Source organism: Comamonas sp. GW821-FHT11H03 (assembly GCF_058807955.1).
This window is the reverse complement of sequence record NZ_JBXARF010000026.1, coordinates 1-926: the sequence shown is the minus strand read 5'-3', so window position 1 is coordinate 926 and position 926 is coordinate 1. Positions and strand designations below refer to the sequence as shown.

Annotated in this window: 1 protein-coding gene; it reads left to right on the top strand. The window is 66.5% G+C overall.

What is annotated here, in order from left to right:
* Positions 1 to 16: 16 nt before the first annotated feature.
* Positions 17 to 926: cadherin-like domain-containing protein (locus AC1RTQ_RS24150; protein WP_492879501.1), on the top strand; the 910-nt coding region annotated here is incomplete at its 3' end.

Here is a 926-nt window from a genome sequence, read left to right as displayed (position 1 = left end):
CGATGGCATGCCGGGCGTGAGCATCCCCGACGCCAACGGCGCTGCAGCCGGCAACGTCAGCATCGCCGAGAACGCCACGCAGCCGGTCACCGGCGAACTGAGCGTCTCCGCTCCCGAAGGCCTGGCCAGCGTCCAGATCGGCAACGTCACGCTCACCGTGGCTGAGCTGCAAGCGCTGGGCACCACCCCACGTGTCATCACCGGCACCGAGGGCAAGCTCACGCTGACCGGCTACGACGCCAGCACCGGCAAGATCAGCTATAGCTACCAGCAGGACGGCACGGCCAAGGACCACACCGCCGGCGACGACTCCGTCAAGGACAGCTTCACGGTCACCGTCACCGATGCGGCCAACCAGACCAAGTCCGACAACCTGGTCGTGCTCATCACCGACACGGCACCTGAAGCCAAGCCCGACACGGCCTCCGTCACCGAAGACACCGGGTTGACCGCCACCGGCAACGTCATCAGCGGCAGCGGCGCCGACACCCTCGGTGCGGATGCCACCAACGTCGTGGGCGTGGCCAAGGGCACCGTCACTGCCGGCCAGAACGTCAGCGGCAGCGTCAACACCGAAGTCAGCGGCGAGTACGGCAAGATCGTGCTCAAGGCCGACGGCAGCTACACCTACGAGCTGAACAACAACGATCCACGCGTGAATGCGTTGCTCGACGGTCAAAAGCTCGAGGACACCTTCACCTACACGATCCGTGATGCCGACGGCGACCTCAGCACCACCACCATCACGGTCACCGTCAACGGCCACACCGATGGCATGCCGGGCGTGAGCATCCCCGACGCCAACGGCGCTGCAGCCGGCAACGTCAGCATCGCCGAGAACGCCACGCAGCCGGTCACCGGCGAACTGAGCGTCTCCGCTCCCGAAGGCCTGGCCAGCGTCCAGATCGGCAACGTCACGCTCACCG